Consider the following 22234-nt stretch of genomic DNA (forward strand, 5'->3'; position numbering starts at 1 on the left):
GCTGATATGCAGCGAAAACGGAATCGCGGAAGGATTGGCTGTCCCATGAAAATCCTGGCCCTCTGCATCGGCAATCCGGAAAGGCTGGCCGGCAAGAGTTACAAGTCCGGCATCTTCAAGCATGCCGTCAATGGCGTGGTGATGATCGATGCCGAAGGACTGGTCGGCGACGCGATCTGCAACCGCAAACACCATGGTGGTGTCGATCAGGCGGTTTATATTGAAGGATCGCTGACGCTCGACTGGTGGGCGCAGGAATTGCGCCGGACGCTCGAGCCAGGCACCTTCGGCGAAAACATGGTGATCTCAAACCTCGACAACCGCGCCGTCGCCGTCGGCGACCGCTTCGTCGCCGAAGATCTCATCCTCGAAGTCACCGCGTGCCGCATCCCCTGCGCGACCTTTGCCGCCAGGATGAACGATCCTAGATTCGTTAAACGCTATACCGTGGCCGCGCGTCCCGGCATTTACTGTCGCGTTATTCGCGGAGGCGTGGCCAGGGTCGGAATGGCAATCGAACACCAGCCTTTTCCAGGAGAAAAAGTGACAATGCCAGAGCTGATGAAAACATTCGGCCGGCAGCTTTCGGAGGCGGACCGGTCGCGATATCTCGCCGCCCCTATTCACTACAAGCTGCGTGGGATGCTGGAAGCGCAGCCTTAAGAGCGATGTCTAGTATGCATCGCGGCTCGATAGTCGCATAGGCTATCGAGCGTGGTTAAAAGAAGATCGATTGCCTGCTATTAAAACGGCAGCTTGAAGCCGGGCGGGATCGGCAGGCCGGCGGTGAGCGCCTTGGTCTTTTCGGCAGCGAGGGCTTCGGCCTTGTCCTTGGCGTCCTTGTGAGCGGCGACGATCAGGTCCTCGAGGATCTCGACATCGTCTTCCTTGAAGAGCGACGGATCGATCTTTAGGCTCTTGAGCTCGCCCTTGCCAGAGATGATGACGGTGACGAGGCCGCCGCCTGCCTTGCCTTCGGCGGTCAGCTCGGCGATTTCCGCCTGCATCTGCTCCATCTTGGCCTGCATTTCCTTGACTTTGCCCATCATGCCCATGATGTCGCGCATCGTCTCGCTCCTTCTTGAAACGTCAGAATTCTATGTCGTCGCCGGGCAGGATGTCACCTTCCTCGGATTCGGCGGCAGCCGGGGGCTTTGCCTCGCCTTCCTCCTCCGGTTCGGGCGCCCGCACCCGCACGTCGATGATCTTCGCGCCCGGAAAATGCGCCAGGATCGCCGCGACGTCAGGATCCTGCCGCGCGTCGATCACGTGCTGTTCGCGGGTCCTGGCCTCTGCTTCCACCATCGTCGGCCCGCCTTCTTCGCGGCTGGTGCTGACGATCCAATGGATTCCAGTCCATTCCTTGAGCTTGACGGCAAGTTCGTTGAGCAGCGTGTTCGGAGCGCCTTCCGTGAGGTTCACGTCCAGTCGGCCGGGCTCAAGACGGACCGGCCGCACGAAGTTGCGCACCAGTGCCTTCAACTTGACGTCGCGCTTCTCGCCGGCAAGGTCGACGATATCGGCGATGGAATTGACACGCACGAGCGGCTTCGGAGCCTCTGCGGGCTTGGCCTCGATACGGCCGATGTTCTGCGGCTCCGGATTGGGCACGGCGCGCAGCATCGCAGTCGGTCCCGAGGGCTGCGGCCGTGGTGTGGGCTCGACCGCGCGCGCCGTAACGCTGCTCTGATAGGGGACCCGCGTTCCGTTGCCGCCGCCATTGCCGGAAGGGGAAGAGGGGCGCTGGCCGGCACTGTCGCCGGAGAATTCGGCAAGCCGCCGCGCCGCATCCTCGGGCGCAGGCAGATGCGCCGCGTGCGCAAGCCGGATGAGCACCATTTCGGCAGCACCTGCCGTCCGCGACGAGCCTTCCGTTTCCGGGATGCCTTTCAGCAGCATCTGCCAGATGCGCGACAGCGTCGTCACCGCAACGCCCTTGGCAAACTCCGCTGCCTTGGTGCGCTCGATTTCGCTGAGCGACGGATCGTTAGCGGCATCCGGCACATATTTCAGCCGTGTGACCAGATGAGTGAAATCGGCAAGATCGGTCAGCACCACTACCGGATTGGCGCCCGCCTCGTACTGGCTCTGGAATTCGCCGAGTGCAGCGGCCACATCGCCTTTGACGACATGCTGGAAGAGATCGACGATCCGGGCGCGGTCGGCAAGGCCGAGCATGCCGCGCACGGCTTCCGCCTGCACGGCGCCTGCGCCATGGGCGATCGCCTGGTCGAGCAGCGACAGGCCGTCGCGCGCCGAGCCCTCGGCGGCGCGCGCGATCATCGCCAGCGCATCGGGTTCCGCATCGATGCCTTCCTTGGCTGCGATCGTCGAGAACAGCCCGACGAGATCGGAGGCGCTGATGCGGCGCAGGTCGAAGCGCTGGCAGCGCGACAGCACCGTGATCGGCACTTTGCGGATTTCGGTGGTGGCGAAGATGAACTTCACATGCTCCGGCGGCTCTTCGAGCGTCTTCAACAGGCCATTGAAGGCCTGCGTCGACAGCATGTGCACTTCGTCGATGATATAGACCTTGTAGCGCGCCGATACCGGCCGGTAGCGCACCTGCTCGATGATCTCTCTTATATCGTCGATGCCGGTATGGGAGGCGGCGTCCATCTCGATCACGTCGACATGCCGGCCCTCCATGATTGCCTGGCAGTGTTCGCCGGGCACGCGAAGGTCGATCGTCGGCTTGTCTACGTCAGCCGTCTTGTAGTTCAGCGCTCGCGCCAGGATGCGCGCCGTCGTCGTCTTGCCGACGCCGCGCACGCCGGTCAGCATATAGGCTTGGGCGATGCGGCCGGTCTCGAAAGCGTTGGTCAGCGTGCGGACCATCGGCTCCTGGCCGACCATCAGGTCCGTAAAATCCTTGGGGCGGTATTTGCGAGCCAGCACCCGGTATCCGGTGCCCGTCGAGGCGGCATCTTTTGACTGTCGCTCGGTGTCGCTCATCGCCCTGCTTGTCGCCCGGGATCGTCGGGCATTTCGTGGAGAGAAGGTGGGAGGCTGGCACGATGACCCGTGCCGGGCTCGTTAGGGCTGCTTCCTTCCGGACCTGACCCGGTTGGCGAGTGGCTCGTCCACCACCAACCTCCCGGATGCACATATCGGCAATATCGTCATCAAAAGCAAGCCAACATGATAAAAAACTGCTAGTCGTAGGAAAAGACAGGAGGAATACCCTTGCAAGCCTTCGAGCTCGACCCCCGGCTGGAAAACGACAGCGTCAGCATTATGGTGACCGGCTTGTGTGACCTGAGATTGTCCAAGGACGCCCGCTGGCCCTGGCTCATTCTCGTGCCGCGCAGGGCTGATATCACCGAAATCTTCGAGCTGACACCGCTCGACCAGGTCCTACTCACCTTCGAGACGGAGATGGTCGCCAGCGCTCTGAAGGAGATCACCGGAGCGACAAAAATCAATATCGGGGCTCTTGGCAATATCGTCCGCCAGCTTCATGTTCATGTCATTGCCCGCTTCGAAGGCGATGCCAACTGGCCGGGTCCCGTCTGGGGCTTCGGCCGCGCGGAGCCTTACGAGGACGGAAAGAGAGACGAGTTCACGGCGAAGCTGCGGGAAGCCCTTTCATCATGAGTCATTCGCTTTTCGATTCGGATGTGCCGCATCCGGAACCCAGCAACCTCACTGCCTTTGCAGCCAACGATCTTAATCGCGATTCCGAACATCGCGACGAGCAATCCGTGGAAAAGGCGCTGGCGAGGGAAGGCACGCATATCTTCGCCTTTGCTAAAGACAAGCTGGTGCTGAAGCATGACGGCCAAGTGCTCGATCCGCTCTTTGCCCGTTACGAACTCAAGGAATTGCAGCCGGATTGGGACGAGACGGTGCTTCTCGGCTACCGCAAGACGGGGGAGCCGCGTCTTGCGGTTCCCGTCGGCGTCGACGTCGAGGACCTCGCCAGCCAGTACAAGCCCGCCGACGGTCGCACCCTATTCCGCGAAATGCTGATCGACGAGGTGCTGCTCGGCGAATTCGCCCAGGCCGCAAGCCTCATCCGCTGGAATGGCGACAACCGCTTCTGCGGCCGCTGCGGCTCGGCGATGGAGATCCATATCGGCGGCTACAAGCGTGTCTGCACAGCCTGCGAGCACATGATTTTCCCGCGCACCGATCCCGTCGTCATTATGCTGACGATCGACGAGACGCGCGACCTCTGCCTGCTCGGCCGCAGCCCGCATTTCGCGCCCGGTATGTATTCCTGTCTCGCCGGCTTCCTCGAACCTGGCGAAACCATCGAGAACGCCGTGCGCCGCGAAACGCTGGAGGAATCGGGTATCCGCACCGGCCGCATCCGCTATCACGCCTCTCAGCCCTGGCCGATGCCGCATTCGCTGATGATCGGCTGTTACGCCGAGGCGAAATCCACCGAAATCAACCGTGACGAGGCGGAACTGGAGGATTGCCGCTGGTTTACCCGCGAAGAGACGCTCGAGATGCTGGAGCGCCCCGGCGCAACCGGCAAGGCCCCGCCGCCGAAAGGGGCGATCGCCCACCGCCTGATGCGCGACTGGGTGGAGTGGAAGCGCTAGTGCCATGCCGGTCGCCCGCTCCGAACGGCTGCTGACGCTGCTTCAGACGCTTCGGCGTTACCGGCGACCGGTGACCGGCAATGTGCTTGCCCAGGAGACCGGCGTCAGCCTGCGTACGCTTTATCGCGATATCGCCAGCCTGCAGGCCCAGGGCGCGATGATCGAGGGCGAAGCTGGCATCGGTTATGTGCTGAAGCCCGGCTTCATGCTGCCGCCGATGATGTTTTCCGAGGAAGAGCTGGAAGCCTTGGTGCTCGGCTCGCGCTGGGTGGCCCGCGCCGCCGAGCCGCGCCTTGCCGGCGCCGGCGCCGATGCGCTCGCCAAGATCGTCGCCGTGCTTCCGTCCGACATGCGTGAAATGGTCGATTCGGCGACACTCTTCGTTGGCCGCAAGCGCCAGGACGAGGACAAGGCTGATGTTTCGGCTATCCGCAAGGCGATCCGCCTGGAACGAGTGCTCGAACTGCATTATGGCGACGAGCAAGGCAAGATCTCCCGCCGCCGCGTCTGGCCTTTCGCGCTCGGTTATTTCGAGCATGTGCGCATCATCATGGCGTGGTGCGAGCTGCGCCAGGATTTCCGCCATTTCCGCACCGATCGCATCATCGATATGGCGGTCCATGAGATGCGCTATCCGCGCCGCCGCACCGCGCTTCTCAAGGAATGGCGCGAGACGCAGGACGTGCAGCTGGAGACCTGAACGCTGCTGCCATAAACTGTCAGCAGGTAGCGCTATTATCAGTCTCAATCCACCAGGAAGGAGCACTGATCATGGTAACGCCTCCAGTCATTCAACAGGCCGGCGATCGCTTCGCCTCCGATAGTTTTGCAGATATTATTTCGGCCGAAACCTTTGCAGACGTCCGGCAGTCGGCGCACTCCGGCCTGCTGCGCCTGGCCATGAGCCTTTTCCGGATCTCCGGGCAAAGCCACTCGAAACTCGATGTTGAAGCGGCACCCGACTACATGAAGCGCGACCTCGGCTTCATGGACGGGCGCAACCCGCGCCACCAGAACCGGTGCCCGCTCTAAGCCATCTGATTGTCCAACTCATCCCCCTGACGAGAACAGGCGTTGCTTTCGCAGCGCCTTTTGTTTCCTGCTGCCACAAATTGGCAGCAGTAGATCTCTCGCAGACCCAACTGACAGCAACGGGAGAACCGAAATGACCAGCCCCAACCTGATAATCCTCTACGTCAAGGATCCGGCCGAAAGCGCCAGCTTCTACCGCAACCTCCTGAACCGCGAGCCGGCCGTGGAAGCGCCAAATTTCGTCGCCTTCCCGCTCGACGGCGGCTTCACGCTCGGTCTCTGGCGGCGCAGCAAGGTCGAACCGCAGCCCTCCGCAATCGGCAACCGAGGCGAAGTGGCCTTCATGGTGGCGGGGGAAAATGCCGTCGCCAGGCAATATGAGGACTGGCGGCAGCGCGGCCTGCCGATCGCCCAGGAACTGACCGAACTCGATTTCGGTCCGACCTTCGTCGTGCTCGATCCCGATGGGCATCGGCTGCGCGTTTGTGAGCCGGATAAATAATGCCTAAGCGCGAGGTCTGCTAAAGCAGGCCTCGCATCGCATGCCCCTTGTAGACGCCGAGGATGCGCACCTTCTCGGAGAAGAAACGCAGTTCCTCCAAGGCCCGGCGAACGTTCGGATCGTTCGGATGGCCCTCGATATCGGCGTAGAACTGTGTTGCGACGAATTTTCCGCCGAGCTGGTAGCTTTCGAGCTTCGTCATATTGATGTTGTTGGTGGCGAATCCGCCGAGTGCTTTGTAGAGCGCTGCCGGAATGTTGCGGACGTTGAAGACGAAGGTGGTGACGACCTTTTCCTCAGCCGAAATGCGTTGCGCCCATTCCTCGTCGCGGGACAGGATCACGAAACGGGTGACGTTGTTTTCCGTATCCTCGACATTTTCGGCGACGATCTCCAGCCCGTAGAGATCGGCGGCAAGGCGCGGCGCGAGTGCCGCCATCGAGCGGTCGCCGGTTTCCTTCACGAGTTTTGCCGCCCCCGCCGTATCGCCGGCGATAACAGGCTTCCAGCCGTGAGCGCGAACGATCTTGCGGCACTGGCCGAGCGCGTGAATATGGCTGTGCACCGTGCGGATCTCGTCCTTGGTAACACCCGGCAGCACCATCAGCTGGAAGCGGATCGGCATGAAATATTCGCCGATAATGTGCAGCCGCGATTCTGGCAGCAGATGGTGGATATCGGCGACGCGTCCGGCAATCGTGTTCTCGATCGGGATCATCGCGATATCGGCATCGCCGTTGTCGACCGCCGTGAAGGCATCCTCGAAGGTCTGGCAGGGCAGCGGTTCCATGGTCGGAAACATGTCGCGGCAGGCCATGTCGGAATTGGCGCCGAATTCACCTTGGAAGGCGATCCTGTTGGTCTTGATGTTCATGGTGATTCCGTCAGTTCGACTTTGCGGTGAGAATATGCCGCGCTTTTTCGAGGTCAGCGGGAGTATCGACACCGAGCGGAATGGTGTCAACGATCTCGGCGTCGATGCGCATGCCGGCTTCCAACGCCCTGAGCTGCTCCAGCGCTTCGCGCTTTTCGAGTGTCGAAGGGCCGAGCGTGACGAACCGCTCCAATGCCGCGCGCCGATAGGCATAAAGGCCGATATGATGATAGAGCGGCCCGTGGCCGTAGGGTGCCGTCGCGCGTGTGAAGTAGAGTGCGTGAAGGCGGGTCTCGGAGACCGGCGAACCGACGATCTTGACGATGTGCGGCGCGGTCTTGTCCTCTTCATTGTCGATCTCGGTCGTCAGCGTGCCGATATCGACAGCCTCGTTCTCAAGAGGGCGCAGCGCTGCCCGCACGGTATCCGGATCGATCGTGGGCAGATCGCCCTGGACATTGACGATGATTTTCGCCTTTCCGTCGGGATCGACTTTCGTCAGCGCTTCGAAGATCCGATCCGAACCCGATTGATGATCCTTGCTGGTCATAACGACCTCGAAGCCGGCAGCGGCCACCGTATCGAACACTTGGGCATCGTCGACGGCGACGACGACGCGGCCGATGGCCGCCTCCCTGGCGCGCAATGCCACCTGGACGATCATCGGCAGGCCGCAAATATCGGCGAGCGGTTTGCCCGGAAGCCGCGTGGAGGCCATCCGTGCCGGGATCAATACGAGCACGCCGTCTAAATTTGAGTCACTCATTGTTCGGGCCTTCTATTCCGGGCTGAAAAGTGTCAAAAAGTCTCACGCACAAGACCATTTAGACAGTTGCAACGATCCGTCAAAAGACATAGGTTCCGCGCGATTTCAAGATGGTCCGGTTTATGGTCTGCCGGCTGCAAGGGGAGCATTGCAGATGAATTCATACGTCAATACGGCCGTGGGGGCACTGCTCGGAACGATTTTCGTTCTGATGTCGGTCTCTATCGCGTCCGAAGGGATCTTCCATTCCGAAGCGCCGGAGAAGGAAGGTTTTGCGATCGTTGCCGAAGAGGCGCCTGCCGCTGGCGGTGAAGCTGCGCCTGCCGCTGCTGCCGTTCCGATCGCGCAATTGCTCGCTTCTGCAGATGCCAAGGCTGGTGAAACGGTTTTCAAGAAGTGTCAGGCCTGTCATGACGGCACCAAAGGGGGACCGAACAAGGTCGGTCCCAACCTCTTTGGTGTCGTAGATCGCCCGATCGCCTCGCATGAAGGCTTCGCCTATTCTGCCGCCATAAAGGATTTCTCCAAGGGCAGCTCGGAAAAGTGGACCTTCGAAAATCTCAACAAGTTCCTGACGGCGCCGAAGAAGGACGTTCCCGGCACCGCCATGGGCTTTGCAGGCCTGCCGAAGGATCAGGATCGCGCCAACGTCATCCTCTATCTGCACACGCTCGCTGATTCGCCGGTGCCGCTACCGGATCCGAAGACGGCAACGCAATAAGGCGACAGCATCATCACATGCGATGGAAGCCCGGCCGCAAGCCGGGCTTTTTGCTGTTCATGGCGCAGGTTCACGCGCCGAGGAAGTAGGCCCAGAGTGAAACCGTGATGGCGCCGAGCGCCGTCGTCACCGAGATCGTCGAGGCGGCGAGGCTGTGGCCGACGCCGAAGCGATTGGCGATCAGCCAGGCGTTGACGCCCGTCGGCACCGAAGAGGTCAGCACGATCGCCGCCGTCCATTCGGGGCTCAGGCCGAGGAGACGGCTCGCCGTCCAGACGCAGCCGGGCAACAGCAGCAGCTTGAGGCTCGAGGTCACGCTGGCGATGCCAAGATTGCCGGAGACGCCGTATCTCTCCAATGCCATGCCGAGAGAGATCAGCGCTGCCGGTCCGGCAATGCCGGCGATCTGCCCGACGACCGTCTTGACCGCTGTCGGCATTGTCAGGCCGGAAAGATGCATGGCCATGCCGGCAGCAAGGCCGATCACCAGCGGATTGCGGATGAGATTGATGGCGATCTGGCGAAGCACGAACACCATGCTGCGGTCGCTCTTGCCTGCGATCTTTCGCTCCGCGTGCTCCATCAGCACCGTGCCGGCGACCATCATGACAGGCAGATGCACGGCGAGCAGGATCGACAACGCCACCAGCCCTTCGTCGCCGACGGTGCGCTGGACGAGCGGCAGACCGATGAAGACATTGTTGGCGAAGGCCGAGGAAACGCCGGCCAGCACGCCGATCCGTTCGTCGCGGCCGAACAAGCGGGTGGCGGCGATATGCCCGGCCGTCCAGGTGATGGCGACGCCGGAGAAATAGACGATCCAGAGACGGAAAGGCGAAGCGCCGTGGAAATCCGCCTCGGCGATGGTGCGGAAAAGCAGAAGCGGCACGGCGATCTTGAAGACGAATTCGCTGAGCCCGTCGCCGACATTCGACGCCATCAAGCCGCTGCGAACGATCACCCAGCCGATGAGAATCAGGATGAAAATGGGGAGGACATCGAGAATGATGGCTGACATGGGGGAGGCTGCTTTGCGCGGAGGGAGTGTCCGATCTCTAACAGCAAATCGCCTGGATTGAAAAGATAAACGCAACCTGCTCCGGCTGCTCGGGCATCCGCAATGCAAAAAAAGCGGGCACGGCCCGCCTTTCCGCTCCGGCTCCGCCGGATATCCGGATCACGAAGCTGCCAGTTCATCCGTGGTCAGCATCGCGCCGGCAAGATCGAAGGGATCATCCCTCACGCATCCGGCTGCAACTGAAAGCTGCTCATGCCGGTCTTGTTGCGAGTATTTCTAGATTCGGAAAGTGACAGCGCCATGACGAATAAGCGGCACTTTTACGAAGAAATAGCCGCGCCATTCACCATTTAACTTCCAAACCGCAGAAATTTCGCTAAGACCGAACCCCGGCTATCACAAAATCCGGGGCTCCCCATTTCATGACAAAATTCGATGTTCTGACAGTCGGCAACGCAATCGTGGATATTATTGCCCGTTGCGACGACCAGTTCCTCATTGACAACCAGATCACCAAGGCGGCGATGAACCTCATCGATGCCGAACGCGCCGAACTCCTGTATTCGCGCATGGGACCGGCGCTCGAAGCCTCGGGCGGCAGCGCCGGCAATACGGCGGCTGGTGTGGCGAACCTCGGCGGCAAGGCCGCCTATTTCGGCAATGTCGCCGCAGATCAGCTCGGCGAAATCTTCACGCATGATATCCGCGCCCAGGGCGTTCACTACCAGACGAAGCCGAAGGGCACTTTCCCGCCGACGGCGCGTTCGATGATCTTCGTCACCGAGGACGGCGAACGCTCGATGAACACCTATCTCGGCGCTTGCGTCGAACTCGGCCCCGAGGATGTCGAGGTCGATGTCGTGGCCGACGCCAAGGTCACCTATTTCGAAGGCTATCTCTGGGATCCACCACGCGCCAAGGAAGCGATTCTCGATTGCGCCCGCATCGCCCATGAAAACGGCCGCGAAATGTCGATGACGCTGTCCGACAGTTTCTGCGTTGGCCGCTATCGCGGCGAATTCCTCGATCTGATGCGTTCCGGCAAGGTCGATATCGTCTTCGCCAATCGCCAGGAAGCGCTGTCGCTCTACGAAACGGACGATTTCGAAGAGGCGCTGAACAAGATCGCCGCCGACTGCAAGATCGCCGCCGTGACGATGAGCGAGGATGGCGCCGTCATCTTGAAGGGGCGGGAGCGTTATTACGTCGACGCGATCAAGATTAGGGAAGTTGTGGATACGACGGGCGCCGGCGATCTCTTCGCCTCCGGCTTCCTCTATGGCTACACGCAGGGACGGTCGCTTGAGGATTGCGGCAAGCTCGGCTGCCTCGCCGCCGGCATCGTCATCCAGCAGATCGGTCCGCGCCCGATGACCTCGCTTTCCGAGGCCGCCAGGGAAGCAGGGCTTATTTGAAGGCTTCGCCGGGATAGGCGCCCCAGATCTCCGACTGCGCCACCCAACCCTTGGCGCCGTCGGTTTCGGCGCGGCACCAGTCGCCATTGCATTCGCCGATCGTCAGCATCACGCCCGGTTCCAGCTTGGCGACGATCGAGGCGGAGGGCTGCGCTTCGCGGCGCAGATTGACGAAGATCCCTTTGCCCTTTGTCTTCATCCACGGGGCAGCGATCGCTGCGCGCTGACCTGATAGCAGCGACTGGTTGACCCAGCCCTCGGTGCCGTCCGCGTCGCGGATGCGGCGCCAGTTGTCGTATTCCTGGATGATCTCCACCGGCAGGCCGGATTTCAGGTACATCCATGAAACGGCGTAATCCGTTCCTGGGCCGATGCGCAGGTTGACGCGCTTGGATTTCAGTGTGACGAAACGCGGCAGCGGCAGTCCGCTCGGCCCTTTGGCCGCCTGAGCATGGGCAAATTCGACAGCGCCGAGGGATGCGGCCAGAGCGATCGCGACGGCGAGGCAGGACTTCAGGACTTTGCTGCGCATGGAAGCTTCCGTTTGCTCGAATCGGCGGGCAGGCCCGGCCTGCTCGCTGTCCGGGCACTGACATACCCCGGCTGCACCACGAGTTTTGTTTGTCTTCGCGTGCGGGTCTGGTAGAAAATGCCCGGAATGGGAAAATTATCACCCATCTTGGTTAAAGACCTCTGAACAAGGCACCACAGGCAGCCATGACAGCGAAGAAAAAACCGAAGGTCTACATCACCCGGAAATTGCCGGATGCCGTCGAAACCCGCATGCGCGAGCTGTTCGACGCCGAGTTGAACATCGACGATACGCCGCGCTCCGTTCCCGAACTGATCGCCGCCGTCAGGACCGCCGATGTGCTGGTACCCACCGTCACCGATCGCATCGATGCGGCGTTGATCGATGAGGCGGGGCCGCAGATGAAGCTGATTGCGAGCTTCTCCAACGGCACCGACCATATCGACGTCGAGGCGGCTGCGCGCAAGGGCATCACCGTCACCAACACGCCGAACGTCCTGACCGAGGACACCGCCGACATGACGATGGCACTGATTCTCGCGGTGCCGAGAAGGCTCGGCGAAGGTGCGCGCGTGCTGACCGACAAGCCGGGCGAATGGGCCGGTTGGTCTCCGACCTGGATGCTTGGCCGGCGCATTCACGGCAAACGCGTCGGCATCGTCGGCATGGGCCGCATCGGCACGGCGGTGGCCCGCCGCGCCAAGGCTTTCGGACTTTCGATCCACTACCATAACCGCAAGCGCGTCAATCCGGCTGTCGAGGACGAGCTGGAGGCAACCTATTGGGAAAGCCTCGACCAGATGCTCGCCCGCGTCGACATCGTCTCGATCAATTGCCCTTCGACGCCTGCGACCTTTCACTTGATCTCGGCGCGCCGCCTGGCGCTGCTGCAGCCGACGGCCTATCTCGTCAACACTGCGCGCGGCGACGTGGTCGACGAAGCCGCGCTGATCAAGTGCCTGAGGGAGGGCAAGATCGCCGGCGCCGGCCTCGACGTCTTCGAAAACGAGCCGGCCGTCAATCCGAGGCTCGTCAAGCTCGCCAATGAGGGCAAAGTCGTGCTGCTGCCGCATATGAGTTCCGCAACGATCGAGGGCCGGATCGACATGGGCGACAAGGTCATCATCAACATCCGCACCTTCATCGACGGCCACAGGCCGCCGAACCGGGTGCTGCCCGGCCGTTGAGGAGCCCGGATCGAAGCGGTCCAGGTTCGTCAGCGAGCAAGGATCTTCCGCATCTCGATGAAGGTCGTCCTGGTAAAACCGGGATGCGCCTTCTCGGCGGTTCTTTCAAATCCCCAGGCGGCGAAGACGGCGTGATTGTCCGTCAGTTCGATGCGTGTTTCCAGCCGCAGGGCGGCAAGGCCAAGCGCTGCGGCCGTCTCTTCGGCAACCGCTAGCAGCCGTCTGCCGAGGCCTTTGCCTTGCGCAGCCGGGAGAACGGCGAGCTTTCCGACATAGAGACAATCGGCCTCCGGCCGTAGAAACAGGCAGGCGGTCAGCTTTCCCTGCTCGATTGCGACGTGGCCGATCTCGGCTTCGGCCTTCTCGGCCAGCGCCTGCGCCGTCAGGCGGAGCGCCGAGGACGGCGGGTCGATCCTGCCGTTCATCGAGGCGAAGGCGGTCAGGATGAGTGCGAGCAGTTCGTCCCAGCGCGTGAAGCTTCGGTCGAGGGGGATGATCGTCATCCCGCCTGCCTTGCGCGGCGGCGTTTATAGCGGACCGTTTCGAATCGGGCCGACAGCGCGTCGTAGAGCAGCAGCCGCCCGATCAGCGCCTCGCCGCTGCCGGTGACGAGCTTGATCGCCTCCATCGCCATCATCGTGCCGATGACGCCGGTCAGCGCGCCGATGATGCCGGCCTCGGCGCAGGAGGGAATGAGCCCCGCCGGCGGCGCTTCCGGAAACAGGTCGCGATATCGAGGGTTGGGTGTCCCGTCCTCGGCCGTCTCATAGGGTTTGAGAACCGTCAGCGAACCATCAAAGCGCCCGACGGCGCCGGTGACGAGCGGAATGCGGGCATCTTCCGCCGCATCGGCGGCGGCATAGCGCGTATCGAAATTGTCGGAGCCGTCGATCAGCAAATCGAAGCCGGACAGTTGCCGTTGGGCAGCCTCCGGGGAAAAGCGTTCCTCGAAGCGAATGAGCCGGACATGTGGGTTGAGTCTTGCAATGGCGAGGGCAGCGCTCTCTGTCTTCAGCTCCCCGATCGTGCCGGAATCGTGGATGACCTGGCGCTGCAGGTTCGAGAGCGATACCCGGTCGTCGTCGACGATTCCGAGCGTGCCGACGCCGGCTGCGGCCAGATATTGCAGGATCGGCGCGCCGAGGCCGCCGGCGCCGATCACCAGCACCCTGGCAGCTTTCAGTTTCTGCTGGCCTGCGCCGCCGATTTCGGGGAGCAGGATGTGGCGGTGATAGCGCGCGATTTCATCAGGGCTGAGCGGTTCCATGGCGCCGACTTTATCATGGCGGCCGACGCCGGGAAAAGACATTCCGGTCATTCGAACACCCTTCCGTCAGCCACCGTGAAGACCTGTGCCCTGTCGCCGAGCGCCGAAAACATTGAACGGTCCGTTCCGGTCATGAAGGCCTGACCGCCGAGCCCGTCGATGAGGTCGAACAGCGCCGCGCGCCTGTTCTCGTCGAGATGCGCCGCGATCTCGTCGAGCAGCAGGATCGGCGCATGGCCGGTGAGATTGCCGACGAGCCGTGCATGCGCGAGCACCAGTCCGACGAGCAGCGCTTTCTGCTCGCCGGTCGAACAACGCTCCGCCTCCATCGCTTTCTCGCGGTGATGGACGATGAGATCGGCCCGGTGCGGCCCCTCGAGCGTGCGTCCGGCTCCGGCATCGCGGTAACGGCTCTCGGCAAGCATCGCGGCATATTCATCCTCTAGATCGACCGAGGGGCGCGAAAACTGGCCATCCATGAAACCCGCAAGCTGCAGCGATGCCGAAGGGAAGGGCGAACTCTCCCGTGTTTCATCGATCAGCCGGGTCAGAAGGCCAAGCATCTCCTGGCGCGCGAGCGCCATGGCGATGCCGAGGCTTGCCATCTGCTCTTCGATGCCGGCAAGCCAGGAGGGGTCGAAGCGGCCTTCGTCCAGCAATTTGTTGCGGCTGCGCATGGCGCGCTCGAAATCGCTGGCGCGGCGGCCATGGGCAGGATCGAGCGACAGAACCAGCCGGTCGAGAAAGCGGCGCCGGTCGGAAGAGGTACCGGTAAACAGGCCGTCCATCGCCGGCGTCAGCCAGAGAAGACGCAGGTGATCCGTCAACTCGTCGGCGGTCTTGGCTGGCGTGCCGTTGATGCGCAGCCTGCGGGCGGTGGTTTCTTCGTCCGTTTCGATACCCGTGCCGATCTCGACTTCACCCTCTATGCCGTCGAGCACGGCGAAGATCGAAAAGCCACCCGGCGCACCGACGCGGGTAATATCGCCATAGGCCGCGCGGCGCAGGCCGCGGCCGGGCGAAAGCAGCGAAACCGCCTCCATGAGATTGGTCTTGCCCGCGCCGTTGTCGCCCGTCAGCACGACGTGCCGGCCGTCAAGCGCAAGCACCGCCGCTGCATAATTGCGGAAGTCGGTCAGCTTCAGGCGGGAAAGGGAAACCTTGTGCGGCATCGGATGTCCGGAATCGTTAAGCGTGACAGCTAAGCCGAAGCAGCCCTGATGGCAAGCACGCTGCTTGCCTGTCGTGGATCACGTGTCACCCGCACTGCCGGAAATCCGTCGTGAGGCATGCCGGCCGCGGTTTGATCCCTGAAAAAATACAACCTCGGAGACCATGGCTCGATGCTGCCGGCCGATATTGCGGACATCATGACTTGCTGCCCGCGAAGCCCGGATATCAGAGGTTTTGGCACGTTTCCTCAAGATTCCTGACGTTACGTAAAGTCCAAAAAAAGTCGGTTGAATTTTGCAACTTTAGAGTTGAGTTATTCGCCGAAAACGATATGGTGAATAAAGTGTTTATGTACAAGAGAGTAGTGAAGTGCCAGATCCGGTTGATATTATCGTTGGTCGCAATGTAAGACAGCTGCGCGCCCTTCGTCGTGTTTCCCAGCTCGAGCTCGGTGAAGCACTCGGACTGACCTTTCAGCAGGTCCAGAAATACGAAAAGGGAACGAACCGCGTTTCCGCGAGCAAGCTGCATCAGATCGCGGTTTTTCTCGATGTTGAGATCTCTGCTCTTTTCGAAGGAACCAGCATATCGCAATTCGGCAGCCGTATCGAACTCAGCCCCGACGCCTATGCGCTTGCGGTGAGCTATGACAAGCTGAATTCGACCGCCGGCAAGGAAGCGGTCAAGACCATCCTCACTCTCATGAGCGGCGAAGCGGTCGAAAGCGCGGCTTGATTCCGCCGGAACGGCCTAGCCTATTTCAGAAAAAGCGCGGCGCCCTCAAGGCATGGACAATGTCCGGACCTTGAATATCTGCATATCCGCAGAGGAGGATGCGTTTTCGGAATCGAAAATTGGGGAACCGCCATCGGGCCTGTCGCACAGCCCAGGCAATCTGAAGGATCGCCACAGGCTTCAGTGAATCTCGCTCTGGTGCAGCGCGGTTAGCAGATCGTCCTGCGTCTGGTGGCCGGCATGATAGAGGTCGATCGCGATACTGGCGATGGAAAGGCCCTGCTGGCTGCGAAGCTTGATGTTGCGCTCGGCACACCATGTGTAGATGGCGCCGGCAAGAACGTCGACATCTTCGGACTGGGAAGAAAAGGCTGGCGCCATGATAGATACCCCTGTTTTGGTTGTTTCCGCCAGAGCGCTGCGCATCCAATGCGACGCGCTACGGGCACTCTGTCCCTTTGGATTGACGCATAGTCCCGGTATCGATTCCGGTTTTCGAGATTAAGCGCTGACGGCAGAGACTGAATTCATTTGGAAAACTTGCAAGCGGCATCATGTGGCTGCGTTAACGCAAGTCGTCTTCCGTCCGCCGCCGTATCGATCTGGAACAGGTCGTCCGAAGCGGGTGGGGGGTGTAGCAAATCGGGATTCGCGGAACAAAAAAACCGGAGACGTTTCCGCCCCCGGCTTTCGAGATTGATCTGTCGACCGGCGGTTCAGCCTTCGAAGAATTCCTTCATCCTGGCGAAGAAGCCCGTCGATTCCGGATTGTTCTCCTTGGACGAGAGCTGTTCGAACTCCTGCAGCAGCTCGCGCTGGCGCTTGGTGAGCTTTTGCGGCGTCTCGATCTGGATCTGGATGTAAAGGTCGCCTGTCTGCGCCGAACGCAGTACCGGCATGCCCTTGCCCTTGAGACGGAACTGTTTGCCGGCCTGCGTGCCTTCGGGCACGCTCACGCGCGACTTGGTGCCGTCGAGCGTCGCGACGTCGAAGGTTCCGCCGAGAGCGGCCGTCGTCATCGAGATCGGAACGGCGCAATAGAGGTCGGCCCCGTCACGCTGGTAGAATTCATGCGGCTTCACCGACAGGAAGATATAGAGATCGCCGGCCGGCCCGCCGCGGGCGCCGGCTTCGCCTTCGCCCTGCAGGCGGATGCGCGTACCGTCCTCGATGCCCGAGGGAATGTTGACCGAAAGCGAGCGCTCTTCCGTCACCCGGCCCTGGCCATGGCATTTCGGGCAGGGATCGGGAATGATCTGGCCGCGACCATGGCAGGTCGGACAGGTCCGCTCGATCGAGAAGAAGCCCTGTGCGGCGCGTACGCGCCCCGTTCCCTGGCAGGTGCCGCAGTTCTTTGGCTGCGTGCCGGGCTTGGCGCCCGAGCCCGAGCAGACGTCGCAGGTGATCGACGTGGGAACGCGGATCTGCGCCGTCTTGCCGGAAAAAGCCTCTTCCAGCGTTATTTCCATGTTGTAGCGGAGATCGGCGCCGCGTTCGCGGCCGCCCGATGAGCGTTGGCGGGCGCGGCCGCCACCCATCATCTCGCCGAAGATATCCTCGAAGATATCGGAGAAGCCACCGCCGGCAAATCCGCCGCCACCGCCGCCCATGCCGCCCTGCTCGAAGGCCGCATGGCCATAACGATCATAGGCTGCCCGCTTCTGCGGGTCCTTGAGCATCTCGTAGGCTTCGTTGATTTCCTTGAACTTCCGTTCGGCGTCCTTGTCATCCGGGTTCTTGTCCGGATGGTATTTCATCGCCAGTTTGCGGAAGGCGCTCTTCAGCTCTTTCTCGTCCGCCGACTTGGCTACACCCAGAGTTTCGTAAAAGTCCGCTTTTGCCATTAAGGATTAAACCCCGGAAATGGATTTCCGGCTGCCATGGTGAGCAGCCGGATCAAGTGTTGAAGCATAACCACGCCGCCGCGGATTACGCGGACTTCTTACGATCGTCGTCCTTGATTTCCTCGTAGTCGGCATCGACGACATTGTCGCCGCCTTCCGCGGAGGCATCGGCAGCAGCGCCGCCTTCGGCCTGCTGTGCTTCATAGATCGCCTGGCCGAGCTTCATGGAAACTTCCATGAGCGTCTGGGTCTTGGCCTTGATGTCTTCGGCGTCGGCTTCGGTTGCCTCGGTCGCGGACTTCAGCGCAGCAATCGCATCCGAGATCGCGGTGCGGTCGGCTTCAGAGACCTTGTCGCCGTAATCCTTCAGCGACTTTTCCGTGGAGTGGATCAGGCTTTCGGCCTGGTTCTTGGCTTCCACAGCCTCGCGGCGCTTCTTGTCTTCGGCAGCATGCGACTCAGCATCCTTGACCATCTTTTCGATGTCGGCGTCGGAAAGGCCGCCGGAAGCCTGGATGCGGATCTGCTGTTCCTTGCCGGTGCCCTTGTCCTTGGCCGAAACCTGGACAATGCCGTTTGCGTCGATATCGAAAGTGACTTCGATCTGCGGAACGCCGCGCGGCGATGGCGGCAGGCCGACGAGGTCGAACTGGCCGAGCAGCTTGTTGTCGGCAGCCATTTCGCGTTCGCCCTGCGACACGCGGATGGTGACGGCCTGCTGGTTGTCTTCCGCGGTCGAGAAGGTCTGGCTCTTCTTCGTCGGGATCGTCGTGTTGCGCTCGATCAGACGGGTGAAGACACCGCCGAGGGTCTCGATGCCGAGCGACAGCGGGGTGACGTCGAGGAGCAGGACGTCCTTGACGTCGCCCTGGAGAACGCCGGCCTGGATGGCGGCGCCGAGAGCGACGACTTCATCCGGGTTGACGCCCTTGTGCGGCTCCTTGCCGAACAGCTGCTTGACGACTTCCTGGACCTTCGGCATGCGGCTCATGCCGCCGACCAGAACGACTTCGTCGATTTCTGCAGCGGTGACGCCGGCATCCTTGAGGGCCGCCTTGCAAGGCGCGATCGTGCGCTGAACGAGATCATCGACCAGGCTTTCGAGCTTGGCGCGGGTCAGCTTCAGCGTCAGGTGCTTCGGACCGGAAGCATCAGCCGTGATGAACGGCAGGTTGATTTCGGTCTGCTGCGAAGAGGACAGCTCGATCTTGGCCTTTTCAGCGGCTTCCTTGAGGCGCTGCAGGGCGAGCTTGTCGTTCTTCAGGTCGATGCCGTTGTCCTTCTTGAACTCGGCAACGAGATATTCGACGAGACGCATGTCGAAGTCTTCACCGCCGAGGAAGGTATCGCCGTTGGTCGACTTCACTTCGAAGACGCCGTCGCCGATTTCGAGGATCGAAATATCGAACGTGCCGCCGCCAAGGTCGTAGACGGCGATCGTCTTGCCGTCCTTCTTGTCGAGGCCGTAGGCGAGAGCAGCAGCGGTCGGCTCGTTGATGATGCGGAGCACTTCAAGACCGGCGATCCTACCGGCATCCTTGGTTGCCTGGCGCTGAGCGTCGTTGAAGTATGCGGGAACGGTGATGACGGCTTTCTCGACCTTTTCGCCGAGATAGGATTCGGCGGTTTCCTTCATCTTCTGAAGGATCATCGCGGAGATCTGTGCGGGCGAGTAGCCCTTGCCATTGGCTTCGACCCAGGCGTCGCCATTGTCGCCCTTGACGATGGTGAAGGGAACGAGATGCTTGTCCTTCTCGACGGTCGGATCTTCGTAGCGGCGGCCGATCAGGCGCTTGACCGCAAAGAGCGTGTTCGTCGGGTTGGTGACTGCCTGGCGCTTGGCCGGCTGGCCGACGAGGCGTTCGCCATCATCGGAAAATGCCACCATGGAAGGGGTCGTGCGCGCACCTTCCGCATTCTCGATGACCTTCGCGTCCTTGCCGTCCATGACTGCGACGCAGGAATTCGTCGTTCCAAGGTCGATACCAATTACTTTTGCCATGTCATTCTCTCCTTGAAGCAAGCTGTCGGAACCCCGAGAAGGCATTTCCCTGACAGCCCCTTACGGGATGGGTCTACTTGAGATTACGCAATCGTGATTGCGGTGATGCGGCGTATATAAGGAGCGGTTTTCTGGACTGCAAGGCGAGAAATGCCCCGGAATCCAGCAAAACGAATGTGTTGCATTCAATTTTGACGGCAGCCGGAAAAGAGTCTCCTCAGCTTGTCGCAGGGGGCGCAGCAATGATCTCATTGGCCCATGATCAGATCGAGCAGCGTCGTGCGCCTCGGCTGCACGGAAGAGGTCGTCTGCGGCGTTCCGACATCGCCGGGCGGCACGACGTTTCCATAACCCGCCCCGCCGCCTTCGGCAACGTCAGCAGGCGGGACAGGGCCGTTTCCTGACGTTGCGGTTTGCTGCCGGACAGGTGCCTGCGGATAGCGGTTGGCGTTGGCGTCGCCGCCGAAGACGCCGGAAATGATGCCGCCGATCGTCGTCGATGGCGGCACTTCGGCCGTCACCGGCTGCCCACCGTCGGGCGCGGCCTGCGCCATCGGCTGGCTGCTGTTCGGATTGTCGATCAACTGGCCGTTGCCGAAGAGCGGCGCCGGCGAAAGCCCCTTATGGGCGGCGATCATGAATTCCTTCCAGGCCTTTGCGGGCAAGCCGCCCCCGGTCACCTTCTTCATTGGCTTGCCGTCGTCATTGCCGAACCAGACGCCGGTGGTGAGGTTGCTGGTAAAGCCGACGAAGAGCGCATCGCGCGAATTCTGCGTCGTGCCGGTCTTTCCCGCTGCCTGCCAGCCGGGGATCTTGGCGCTCTTGCCGGTGCCGTTGTCGATGACGCCCATCATCATCGCATCCATCTGGGCGGCGATCTGCTCGGAGAGCACCCGCGGCGGACTGTCATAGGTGTTTTCGTAGAGAACCTTGCCCTCCGCGGTCGTCACCCGGCGGATGACGTGCGGCGTCGCCTTGTAGCCGCCGTTCATGAAGGCGGCATAAGAGGCGGTCAGTTCCATCAGCGAGACTTCGGAGGTGCCGAGCGCGATCGAGGCGTTGGGCTGCAGCTCGCTTTCGATGCCGAGCCGGTGGGCGAGCTTGATCACCTGATCCGGCCCGTCATACATCACCAATTGCGCGGCGACCGTGTTCAGCGATTTGGCAAGCGCGGTCGCAAGCGTCACTTCGCCGTTGTATTTCTTTTCGTAATTCTCAGGCGTCCAGTCGCCGATGCGGATCGGCGCGTCGTTGAACACCGAAAAGGGGGTCAGCCCCTTTTCCAGTGCCGCGGCATAGACGAAGGGCTTGAACGAAGACCCCGGCTGGCGCTTCGCCTTGACGGCGCGATTGAATTGGCTCGCCGCATAATCCCTGCCGCCGACGAGCGCGCGGATCGCGCCGGTGCCGTCGATCGAGACGAGCGCCGCCTGCGAGGCATCAAGCTTGTCGCCCTCCTTGTCGAGCACGTCGACCAGCGATTGCTCGGCCTTCTTTTCCAGCGACTTGTCAATGGTGGTATCGACGATGACGTCCTCCTTGACGTCGCCGATCAGGCCCGGCAATTCATCCATCACCATGTCGGCGACATAGTGCCCGGCGCCCGTCCAATAGCTCTTGGCCGACGCCGGCGTCTGTGACATCGCGGTCTTGACTTCGGAATCGGTGATGAAGCCCTGCTCGCGCATCGCCGCGAGCACGAGCTGGGCGCGCGCATTCGCTGCCTCCGCGTCGCGGGCCGGCGAAAGCCGCGACGGCGCCTTGAGCAGGCCCGCCAGCACCGCTGCCTCGCCGAGATTCACGTCGCGCGCCGATTTGTTGAAGTAGCGGCGAGAAGCCGCCTCGACGCCATAGGCGTTAGACCCGAAGAATACGCGGTTGAGATACATCGCAAGGATCTGGTCCTTGGTGTATTTCTGCTCCAGCCAGAGCGCGAGCAGAACCTCCTGTACCTTACGTTCCAGTGTCCTCTCGGGGGAGAGGAAGAGGTTCTTGGCAAGCTGCTGCGTCAGCGTCGAGCCACCCTGCACCATGTGGCCGGCCGTGAAGTTGGTCACGATCGCCCGGCCGAGGCCAAGCGGGTCGACGCCGAAATGCGAATAGAAGCGGCGGTCCTCGATGGCGATGACGGCTTCCGGAATGTAGGGCGACATGTTTTCGAGCGACAGCGCCTCGCCGCCGGTGGCGCCACGATTGGCGATGACGCTGCCGTCGACGGCTGTGATCTTGACGTTCGGCGGCCGTTCCGGGATCGCCCATGTGCTGGCGCTCGGCATGCGAGAGCCGTAATAGAGCACGAGCCCGGCAACGCCGATGCCGGCCCAGATGAAAAGCACGAGGCACCAGTAAACCACGCGGCGCATAAATCGGAAAAAGCCGCCGCCTTCGCGCTCGCGCGGCTCGCGCCGCCGCCGGGGGGCAGGACGCTGGGATGGCGGAGGTCTGGAGCTGCCGCGCCGGGCCGATCTGTTTGTGACGACGCGATCGTCCGCATCCAGCGAAAACGCGTCATCGTCGCGTGCCGGGCGGCCGCTGAAGGACGGTTCGATTCTGTCGCCTGATCTGCCTCTGCCTGCCATCGCGGACCGGTCGTATCCTAATGTTCGATCGCGA

Annotated in this window: 23 protein-coding genes and 1 other RNA gene; 10 read left to right on the plus strand and 14 right to left on the minus strand. The window is 61.7% G+C overall.

Going from position 1 to position 22234, the window contains the following annotated elements:
• The first annotated feature begins 6 nt into the window (after positions 1-6).
• Positions 7-663 carry an MOSC domain-containing protein gene (locus NE852_RS22410; RefSeq protein WP_128623689.1) on the plus strand — a complete coding sequence of 219 codons (657 nt, stop codon included), beginning with the start codon at positions 7-9 and terminating at the stop codon, positions 661-663.
• A gap of 80 nt (positions 664-743) precedes the next feature.
• Here the strand turns inward: NE852_RS22410 and NE852_RS22415 are convergent, their stop codons facing one another.
• From NE852_RS22415 to ffs, 3 genes are all read right to left on the minus strand, one after another.
• Positions 744-1067: a YbaB/EbfC family nucleoid-associated protein gene (locus NE852_RS22415; RefSeq protein ID WP_003571208.1), complete on the minus strand. Its 324-nt coding sequence runs from the start codon at positions 1065-1067 to the stop codon at positions 744-746.
• A gap of 22 nt (positions 1068-1089) precedes the next feature.
• Positions 1090-2955 (minus strand): DNA polymerase III subunit gamma/tau, encoded by a 1866-nt coding sequence (locus NE852_RS22420; RefSeq protein WP_008536114.1) that lies wholly within the window; start codon positions 2953-2955, stop codon positions 1090-1092.
• Between the two features lie 46 nt (positions 2956-3001).
• Positions 3002-3098: signal recognition particle sRNA small type (gene ffs, locus NE852_RS22425), an RNA gene on the minus strand.
• 88 nt (positions 3099-3186) lie between these two features.
• On the opposite strand from ffs, the gene NE852_RS22430 reads away from it, so the two are divergent.
• The 5 genes from NE852_RS22430 to NE852_RS22450 all read left to right on the plus strand — a co-directional run bounded on the left by NE852_RS22430 (position 3187) and on the right by NE852_RS22450 (position 6087).
• Entirely contained in the window at positions 3187-3597 is a 411-nt protein-coding gene (locus NE852_RS22430) for an HIT domain-containing protein (RefSeq protein ID WP_008536112.1), read from the plus strand.
• The gene (gene nudC / locus NE852_RS22435; protein ID WP_008536110.1) at positions 3594-4553 is read left to right on the plus strand and encodes an NAD(+) diphosphatase; all 960 of its coding nucleotides are present in this window, start codon (positions 3594-3596) and stop codon (positions 4551-4553) included. The genes NE852_RS22430 and nudC overlap by 4 nt, the downstream gene beginning before the upstream one ends.
• A 4-nt stretch (positions 4554-4557) precedes the next feature.
• Complete coding sequence (locus NE852_RS22440) at positions 4558-5253, plus strand: YafY family protein (RefSeq protein WP_008536108.1); 696 nt, start codon at positions 4558-4560, stop codon at positions 5251-5253.
• Positions 5254-5324: 71 nt separating this feature from the next.
• Complete coding sequence (locus tag NE852_RS22445; RefSeq protein ID WP_008536107.1) at positions 5325-5585, plus strand: hypothetical protein; 261 nt, start codon at positions 5325-5327, stop codon at positions 5583-5585.
• Positions 5586-5718: 133 nt separating this feature from the next.
• Positions 5719-6087, plus strand: a complete 369-nt coding sequence (locus NE852_RS22450; RefSeq protein ID WP_008536105.1) for a VOC family protein — start codon at positions 5719-5721, stop codon at positions 6085-6087.
• Positions 6088-6106: 19 nt separating this feature from the next.
• Here the strand turns inward: NE852_RS22450 and NE852_RS22455 are convergent, their stop codons facing one another.
• On the minus strand, positions 6107-6961 hold the full coding sequence (locus NE852_RS22455) for a prephenate dehydratase (RefSeq protein WP_008536103.1): 855 nt from the start codon (positions 6959-6961) through the stop codon (positions 6107-6109).
• A gap of 10 nt (positions 6962-6971) precedes the next feature.
• Complete coding sequence (locus tag NE852_RS22460; RefSeq protein WP_008536102.1) at positions 6972-7727, minus strand: 3-deoxy-manno-octulosonate cytidylyltransferase; 756 nt, start codon at positions 7725-7727, stop codon at positions 6972-6974.
• Positions 7728-7881: 154 nt separating this feature from the next.
• On the opposite strand from NE852_RS22460, the gene NE852_RS22465 reads away from it, so the two are divergent.
• A complete protein-coding gene (locus NE852_RS22465; RefSeq protein WP_008536100.1) occupies positions 7882-8448 on the plus strand; it encodes a cytochrome c family protein in 567 nt (188 codons plus the stop codon).
• A 70-nt stretch (positions 8449-8518) separates the two neighbouring features.
• On the opposite strand, the gene NE852_RS22470 is transcribed toward NE852_RS22465, so the two are convergent.
• A complete protein-coding gene (locus NE852_RS22470; protein WP_008536099.1) occupies positions 8519-9466 on the minus strand; it encodes an AEC family transporter in 948 nt (315 codons plus the stop codon).
• Between the two features lie 422 nt (positions 9467-9888).
• On the opposite strand from NE852_RS22470, the gene NE852_RS22475 reads away from it, so the two are divergent.
• The gene (locus tag NE852_RS22475) at positions 9889-10881 is read left to right on the plus strand and encodes an adenosine kinase (RefSeq protein WP_258156112.1); all 993 of its coding nucleotides are present in this window, start codon (positions 9889-9891) and stop codon (positions 10879-10881) included.
• Here NE852_RS22475 and NE852_RS22480 read toward each other — a convergent pair.
• Entirely contained in the window at positions 10874-11413 is a 540-nt protein-coding gene (locus NE852_RS22480; RefSeq protein ID WP_008537083.1) for an SH3 domain-containing protein, read from the minus strand. The two genes, NE852_RS22475 and NE852_RS22480, sit on opposite strands and share 8 nt — an antisense overlap.
• A gap of 185 nt (positions 11414-11598) precedes the next feature.
• Between NE852_RS22480 and NE852_RS22485 the strand changes: the two genes are divergently transcribed.
• Positions 11599-12600, plus strand: a complete 1002-nt coding sequence (locus NE852_RS22485) for a D-glycerate dehydrogenase (protein ID WP_258156113.1) — start codon at positions 11599-11601, stop codon at positions 12598-12600.
• 29 nt (positions 12601-12629) lie between these two features.
• On the opposite strand, the gene NE852_RS22490 is transcribed toward NE852_RS22485, so the two are convergent.
• Genes NE852_RS22490 through recF form a run of 3 tightly spaced genes read right to left on the minus strand, consistent with a single transcriptional unit; the run spans position 12630 to position 15039 of the window.
• Complete coding sequence (locus tag NE852_RS22490) at positions 12630-13103, minus strand: GNAT family N-acetyltransferase (protein WP_258156114.1); 474 nt, start codon at positions 13101-13103, stop codon at positions 12630-12632.
• Positions 13100-13918 carry a molybdopterin-synthase adenylyltransferase MoeB gene (locus NE852_RS22495; protein ID WP_008536789.1) on the minus strand — a complete coding sequence of 273 codons (819 nt, stop codon included), beginning with the start codon at positions 13916-13918 and terminating at the stop codon, positions 13100-13102. The genes NE852_RS22490 and NE852_RS22495 overlap by 4 nt, the downstream gene beginning before the upstream one ends.
• On the minus strand, positions 13915-15039 hold the full coding sequence (recF, locus tag NE852_RS22500; RefSeq protein ID WP_258156115.1) for a DNA replication/repair protein RecF: 1125 nt from the start codon (positions 15037-15039) through the stop codon (positions 13915-13917). Before recF ends, NE852_RS22495 begins: the two co-directional genes overlap by 4 nt.
• Positions 15040-15409: 370 nt before the next feature.
• Here recF and NE852_RS22505 point away from each other — a divergent pair, with 370 nt between their 5' ends.
• Complete coding sequence (locus NE852_RS22505) at positions 15410-15775, plus strand: helix-turn-helix domain-containing protein (protein WP_008525457.1); 366 nt, start codon at positions 15410-15412, stop codon at positions 15773-15775.
• A gap of 180 nt (positions 15776-15955) precedes the next feature.
• Here the strand turns inward: NE852_RS22505 and NE852_RS22510 are convergent, their stop codons facing one another.
• The 4 genes from NE852_RS22510 to NE852_RS22525 form a co-directional block, all read right to left on the minus strand.
• On the minus strand, positions 15956-16156 hold the full coding sequence (locus NE852_RS22510; RefSeq protein ID WP_008525456.1) for a hypothetical protein: 201 nt from the start codon (positions 16154-16156) through the stop codon (positions 15956-15958).
• 335 nt (positions 16157-16491) lie between these two features.
• Positions 16492-17619 (minus strand): molecular chaperone DnaJ, encoded by a 1128-nt coding sequence (gene dnaJ, locus NE852_RS22515; RefSeq protein ID WP_008525455.1) that lies wholly within the window; start codon positions 17617-17619, stop codon positions 16492-16494.
• Positions 17620-17704: 85 nt separating this feature from the next.
• The gene (gene dnaK, locus NE852_RS22520; RefSeq protein WP_008525454.1) at positions 17705-19621 is read right to left on the minus strand and encodes a molecular chaperone DnaK; all 1917 of its coding nucleotides are present in this window, start codon (positions 19619-19621) and stop codon (positions 17705-17707) included.
• Between the two features lie 248 nt (positions 19622-19869).
• Positions 19870-22200: a transglycosylase domain-containing protein gene (locus tag NE852_RS22525; protein WP_258156116.1), complete on the minus strand. Its 2331-nt coding sequence runs from the start codon at positions 22198-22200 to the stop codon at positions 19870-19872.
• Positions 22201-22234 lie beyond the last annotated feature (34 nt).

It is taken from the genome of Rhizobium sp. Pop5 (genome assembly GCF_024721175.1).
Lineage (GTDB): Bacteria > Pseudomonadota > Alphaproteobacteria > Rhizobiales > Rhizobiaceae > Rhizobium.

Excerpts from the sequence above, each read along its gene's own strand:
- NE852_RS22410 (WP_128623689.1), top strand. The coding sequence starts at position 7 with ATGCAGCGAAAACGGAATCGCGGAAGGATTGGCTGTCCCATGAAAATC.
- NE852_RS22415 (WP_003571208.1), bottom strand. The coding sequence starts at position 1,067 with ATGCGCGACATCATGGGCATGATGGGCAAAGTCAAGGAAATGCAGGCC.
- NE852_RS22420 (WP_008536114.1), bottom strand. The coding sequence starts at position 2,955 with ATGAGCGACACCGAGCGACAGTCAAAAGATGCCGCCTCGACGGGCACC.
- nudC (WP_008536110.1), top strand. The coding sequence starts at position 3,594 with ATGAGTCATTCGCTTTTCGATTCGGATGTGCCGCATCCGGAACCCAGC.
- NE852_RS22440 (WP_008536108.1), top strand. The coding sequence starts at position 4,558 with ATGCCGGTCGCCCGCTCCGAACGGCTGCTGACGCTGCTTCAGACGCTT.
- NE852_RS22445 (WP_008536107.1), top strand. The coding sequence starts at position 5,325 with ATGGTAACGCCTCCAGTCATTCAACAGGCCGGCGATCGCTTCGCCTCC.
- NE852_RS22450 (WP_008536105.1), top strand. The coding sequence starts at position 5,719 with ATGACCAGCCCCAACCTGATAATCCTCTACGTCAAGGATCCGGCCGAA.
- NE852_RS22455 (WP_008536103.1), bottom strand. The coding sequence starts at position 6,961 with ATGAACATCAAGACCAACAGGATCGCCTTCCAAGGTGAATTCGGCGCC.
- NE852_RS22460 (WP_008536102.1), bottom strand. The coding sequence starts at position 7,727 with ATGAGTGACTCAAATTTAGACGGCGTGCTCGTATTGATCCCGGCACGG.
- NE852_RS22465 (WP_008536100.1), top strand. The coding sequence starts at position 7,882 with ATGAATTCATACGTCAATACGGCCGTGGGGGCACTGCTCGGAACGATT.
- NE852_RS22470 (WP_008536099.1), bottom strand. The coding sequence starts at position 9,466 with ATGTCAGCCATCATTCTCGATGTCCTCCCCATTTTCATCCTGATTCTC.
- NE852_RS22475 (WP_258156112.1), top strand. The coding sequence starts at position 9,889 with ATGACAAAATTCGATGTTCTGACAGTCGGCAACGCAATCGTGGATATT.
- NE852_RS22480 (WP_008537083.1), bottom strand. The coding sequence starts at position 11,413 with ATGCGCAGCAAAGTCCTGAAGTCCTGCCTCGCCGTCGCGATCGCTCTG.
- NE852_RS22485 (WP_258156113.1), top strand. The coding sequence starts at position 11,599 with ATGACAGCGAAGAAAAAACCGAAGGTCTACATCACCCGGAAATTGCCG.
- NE852_RS22490 (WP_258156114.1), bottom strand. The coding sequence starts at position 13,103 with ATGACGATCATCCCCCTCGACCGAAGCTTCACGCGCTGGGACGAACTG.
- NE852_RS22495 (WP_008536789.1), bottom strand. The coding sequence starts at position 13,918 with ATGACCGGAATGTCTTTTCCCGGCGTCGGCCGCCATGATAAAGTCGGC.
- recF (WP_258156115.1), bottom strand. The coding sequence starts at position 15,039 with ATGCCGCACAAGGTTTCCCTTTCCCGCCTGAAGCTGACCGACTTCCGC.
- NE852_RS22510 (WP_008525456.1), bottom strand. The coding sequence starts at position 16,156 with ATGGCGCCAGCCTTTTCTTCCCAGTCCGAAGATGTCGACGTTCTTGCC.
- dnaJ (WP_008525455.1), bottom strand. The coding sequence starts at position 17,619 with ATGGCAAAAGCGGACTTTTACGAAACTCTGGGTGTAGCCAAGTCGGCG.
- dnaK (WP_008525454.1), bottom strand. The coding sequence starts at position 19,621 with ATGGCAAAAGTAATTGGTATCGACCTTGGAACGACGAATTCCTGCGTC.
- NE852_RS22525 (WP_258156116.1), bottom strand. The coding sequence starts at position 22,200 with ATGGCAGGCAGAGGCAGATCAGGCGACAGAATCGAACCGTCCTTCAGC.